Origin of the sequence: Frankia sp. AiPs1, assembly GCF_023716945.1 — a bacterium.
In the GTDB taxonomy this organism is placed as follows: domain Bacteria; phylum Actinomycetota; class Actinomycetes; order Frankiales; family Frankiaceae; genus Frankia.
On record NZ_JAMQQF010000516.1, the window covers coordinates 1 to 4267 of the forward strand.

At 74.5% G+C, this 4267-nt stretch carries 5 protein-coding genes; 2 read left to right on the forward strand and 3 right to left on the reverse strand.

Going from position 1 to position 4267, the window contains the following annotated elements:
* From ND748_RS26430 to ND748_RS26440, 3 genes are all read right to left on the reverse strand, one after another.
* Positions 1 to 1449, reverse strand: a 1449-nt coding sequence (locus ND748_RS26430; protein WP_251748893.1) for a lactate utilization protein B, incomplete at its 3' end; no start/stop codon positions are given.
* Positions 1446 to 1595 (reverse strand): hypothetical protein, encoded by a 150-nt coding sequence (locus tag ND748_RS26435; protein WP_251748895.1) that lies wholly within the window; start codon positions 1593 to 1595, stop codon positions 1446 to 1448. The genes ND748_RS26435 and ND748_RS26430, both read right to left, overlap by 4 nt.
* Positions 1592 to 2332, reverse strand: coding sequence for a (Fe-S)-binding protein (locus tag ND748_RS26440; RefSeq protein ID WP_251748897.1), 741 nt, complete (start codon positions 2330 to 2332; stop codon positions 1592 to 1594). The genes ND748_RS26435 and ND748_RS26440 overlap by 4 nt, the downstream gene beginning before the upstream one ends.
* Positions 2333 to 2688: 356 nt before the next feature.
* Between ND748_RS26440 and cysK the strand changes: the two genes are divergently transcribed.
* Positions 2689 to 3621, forward strand: coding sequence for a cysteine synthase A (cysK, locus tag ND748_RS26445; RefSeq protein WP_251748899.1), 933 nt, complete (start codon positions 2689 to 2691; stop codon positions 3619 to 3621).
* A 3-nt stretch (positions 3622 to 3624) separates the two neighbouring features.
* Positions 3625 to 4267: serine O-acetyltransferase (cysE, locus tag ND748_RS26450; protein ID WP_251748901.1), on the forward strand; the 643-nt coding region annotated here is incomplete at its 3' end.

The window sequence follows — 4267 nt, forward strand, 5'->3', positions numbered from 1 at the left end:
CTGGCGGAAGGTCTCCTCCGGGGGCCGGGGGGCGTCGCGGCTGGACGTCCACGCCGACAGGGGCGGGGGCAGCGAGGACAGCCGGCCGGTGGCGCGGCCCGCCAGGCGGCCGAGGCGAGAGGCGGTCTCGGCGGCGGCGAAACGGGTGGGGGAGGACATCACCCAGGCGGCGGCGGCCATGGTGAGCGCCTCCGCGGTGGGCAGCGGACGGGCGCGGGCGGCGTCGACGTGGGCGGTGCGCAGCCGGACGAGCAGCGACGGGATGTCGATGCGCACCGGGCAGACGTCGTAGCAGGCGCCGCACAGGCTGGAGGCGTACGGCAGGGAGGCGTTGTCGTCGCTGCCGGAGTGGATGCCGGTGAGCTGCGGGGACAGCACGGCGCCGATGGGTCCGGGGTAGACCGAGCCGTAGGCGTGGCCGCCGGTGCGCTCGTAGACGGGGCAGACGTTCAGGCAGGCCGAGCAGCGGATGCAGTGCAGCGCGTCGCGGCCGACGGCGTCGCCGAGGGCGGCGGTGCGGCCGTTGTCGAGCAGGACCAGGTGGAACGCCCGCGGCCCGTCGCCGGGGGTGACACCGGTCCAGATCGACGTGTACGGGTTCATCCGTTCGCCGGTCGACGACCGCGGCAGCAGCTGCAGGAACACCTCCAGGTCCGGCCAGCTCGGCACGACCTTCTCGATGCCCATCACGGTGATCAGCGTTTCCGGCAGGGTCAGGCACATCCGGCCGTTGCCCTCGGACTCCACCACCACCAGCGAGCCGGTCTCGGCGACGCCGAAGTTCGCACCCGACACGGCGACGCGCGCCCGCAGGAACGTGCGGCGCAGGTGGGCGCGGGCGGCCATCGCCAGGCGGCGCGGCTCGGCGGACAGCGCCGGGTCGACGCCGGGCATCTCCCGCAGGAACAGCTCGCGGATCTCGGCGCGGTTGCGGTGGATCGCCGGGACCAGGATGTGGCTGGGCACGTCGTCGCCGAGCTGGATGATCAGTTCGGCGAGGTCGGTCTCGTGCGCGGTGATGCCGGCGTCGGCGAGCGCGCCGTTCAGGCCGATCTCCTGGGTGACCATCGACTTGACCTTGACCAGTTCGGTCGCGCCGGTGGCCTGGACGAGGCCGGTGACGATCGCGTTCGCCTCGTTCGCGTCGCGGGCCCAGTGCACCGTCCCGCCGCGGGCGCTCACCTCGGCTTCGAGCCGGACGAGGTGGTCGTCGAGGCGGGCCATCGTCGCCCGTTTGATCGCCTCGCCGGCGAGGCGAAGCTGCTCCCAGTCGTCGAGTTCGCCGACGGCGGCGGCCCGTTTGGTGCGGATGACCCCGGTGGCGTGGCCGAGGTTACGGCGCAACTGGCTGTCGGCGAGCGCGTCGCGGGCGGCGGCGGGGAACGGCCGGTCGCCGCGCAGCTGCCCGACGCCGGGCGGAGCCGGAATCCCGAGGAACGCGGCCGTCACCGGCTGCCCGCCTGGTTGCCGGCCGCGGAGGTGCTGGCCGCGGAGGTGCTGGCCGCCTGGTCGCTGGCCGTGGGATTGCTGGTCGTGGGATTGCTGGTCGTGGGGTCGCCGGCCGTGGGGGTGCCGGCGTGGCGCGTCGCGGTCATCGGATGGATGCCTGGGTGCTGGCGAGGATCTCGGCGAGGTGGACCGTGCGGGTGGCGGCGCGCAGCCGGGTCAGGCCGCCGCCGATGTGCATCAGGCAGGACGCGTCGCCGGCGGTCGCCACCTCCGCGCCGGTGCCGAGGACGTGACGCATCTTGTCGGCGAGCATCGCCGTCGACGTCGGGGCGTTCTTCACCGCGAAGGTGCCGCCGAACCCGCAGCAGGTCTCGGCCTCCGGCAGTTCCAGCAGCGTCATCCCGGCGACCCGGCGCAGCAGCCGCAGCGGCCGGTCGCCCACCCGCAGCACCCGCAGGGAGTGGCAGGTCGGATGGTAGGTGACCCGGTGCGGGTAGTAGGCGCCGACGTCGCAGATGCCGAGCACGTCGACGAGCAGCTCGGACAGCTCGTAGGTGCGGGCCGCGACCGCCTCGGCGCGGCGGGCGAGCGCGGCGTCGCCGGCGTCGCGGGCGAGCGCGGCGTGCTGGTGGCGCACCGAACCCGCGCACGACCCGGACGGGGTGACGACGACGTCGGCTCCCTCGAAGACGTCGACGTGATGGCGGACCAGCTCGACCGCCTCGCGGGCGTAGCCGGTGTTGGTGTGCATCTGCCCGCAGCAGGTCTGCCCGGCGGGGAAGACGACCTCGTGGCCGAGGCGTTCGAGCAGCTCGGTGGTGGCCTGCCCGACCCGCGGGAACAGCGCGTCGACCAGGCACGTCACGAACAACGCGATCCTCATCCGACCTCGCCTCCGGAGGCCCGACGCCGCGTCCCGACACCGCGCCCGCCTGCGCACCTTCGATCCCGGACCCGCGCCACGGGTCCGAAGCTATCCCGCCCGGACCGCGGCCGTCCGTCCATCGCGCAACCCGCCGCCCGGCCAGGCCCCGCCCAGGCTCCGGCCGGGCTCCGGCCCGGTCGCGGCCTGGTCGCGGCCCGGTCGCAGCCGGGTCGCGGTCGGTCGCAGCGGGCACCGGCCGCCGTGGGCAGGAGTGCACGATGGTGCCTGATTGCTCATGGACGGCTTCGCGCCGGAGTCGGGACATACGCTGGCCCGGTGACCGAGAAGGGCGCCGACCGAGGAGAAGAACGTCGATGAGGATCGCCGAGGACATCACGCGGCTGGTCGGGAACACGCCGCTGGTGCGGCTGCGCCGGGTCACCGACGGAGTCGGGGGCCAGGTCGTCGCGAAGCTGGAGTCGTTCAACCCGGCGCACAGCGTGAAGGACCGGCTGGGGCTGGCGCTCATCGACGCCGCCGAGCGGGCCGGCGCGATCGGCCCGGACACGATCATCGTGGAGCCCACCAGCGGTAACACCGGCATCGCGCTGGCGATGGTGTGCGCGGCCCGCGGCTACAGGTGCGTGCTGACGATGCCCGAGACGATGAGCGTCGAGCGGCGGATGCTGCTGCGCGCCTACGGCGCCGACCTGGTGCTCACCCCCGGCCCCGAGGGGATGGCCGGGGCCATCGCCAAGGCCGAGGAGCTCGCCAAGAGCGACTCCCGCTACTTCATGCCCCAGCAGTTCGAGAACCCGGCCAACCCGGCGATCCACCGGGCCACGACCGCCGAGGAGATCTGGCGCGACACCGACGGGACGATCGACTTCCTCGTCGCCGGCGTCGGCACCGGCGGGACGATCACCGGCGTGGCCGACGTCATCAAGGCGCGCCGGCCGTCGGCCCGGTTCGTCGCGGTGGAGCCGGCCGCCTCGCCGGTGCTGTCCGGGGGCGCGAAGGGGCCGCATCCGATCCAGGGCATCGGCGCCGGCTTCGTGCCCGGCGTGCTCGACACCTCGCTCGTCGACGAGATCATTCAGGTGCAGGCCGACGACGCGATGGAACTCGCCCGCCGCCTCGCCCGCGAGGAGGGCCTGCTGGTCGGCATCTCCGCCGGGGCCGCGGTGTCGGCCGCGCTGACGGTGGCGGGCCGGCCCGAGAACGCCGGCAAGCTGATCGTCGTCGTGCTGCCCGACTTCGGCGAGCGCTACCTGTCCACGCCGCTGTTCGCCGGCCTGGGGGACTGAGCCGTGCTCGCGACGCTGCGCCGGGACCTGCGCACGGCGCGGGACCGCGACCCCGCCGCCCGCTCCACCCTCGAAGTCGCGCTGTGCTACCCGGGGGTGCACGCCCTGTGGGGCCACCGGGTGAACCACTGGCTGTGGACGCACGGGATGCCGCTGCTCAGCCGGGTCGGCGCCGAGGTGACCCGCACACTGACCGGCGTCGACATCCACCCCGCCGCCCGGATCGGCGAGGGCGTGTTCATCGACCACGCCACCGGCGTGGTCATCGGCGAGACCGCCGAGGTCGGCGCCGACGTGACGATCTACCACGGGGTGACGCTCGGCGGGACCAGCCTGGAGGCCACCAAGCGGCATCCGACGATCGGTGACCGGGTGGTGATCGGCGCCGGCGCGAAGGTGCTCGGCTCGTTCACCGTCGGCGCGGACAGCCGCATCGGCGCGAACGCCGTCGTCGTCCACCCGGTCCCACCCGGCTCGGTCGTCGTCGGCGTCCCCGGCCAGGTCATCAGCCCGAGCCGCCCGCAGCCCGCCCACGACGACCGCCTGCCCGACCTGGTCGGCATCAGCCTGCAGTCGCTGCTCACCCGGGTCAACCGCCTCGAGGCGGCCCGCACCGGTGCCACCGCGCCGGCCGGTGCCACCGCCC

What these genes read in the sequence shown, in the direction of transcription:
- ND748_RS26440 (WP_251748897.1), bottom strand. Translation starts at nt 2,332, where the DNA reads ATGAGGATCGCGTTGTTCGTGACGTGCCTGGTCGACGCGCTGTTCCCG.
- cysK (WP_251748899.1), top strand. Translation starts at nt 2,689, where the DNA reads ATGAGGATCGCCGAGGACATCACGCGGCTGGTCGGGAACACGCCGCTG.
- ND748_RS26435 (WP_251748895.1), bottom strand. Translation starts at nt 1,595, where the DNA reads ATGACCGCGACGCGCCACGCCGGCACCCCCACGGCCGGCGACCCCACG.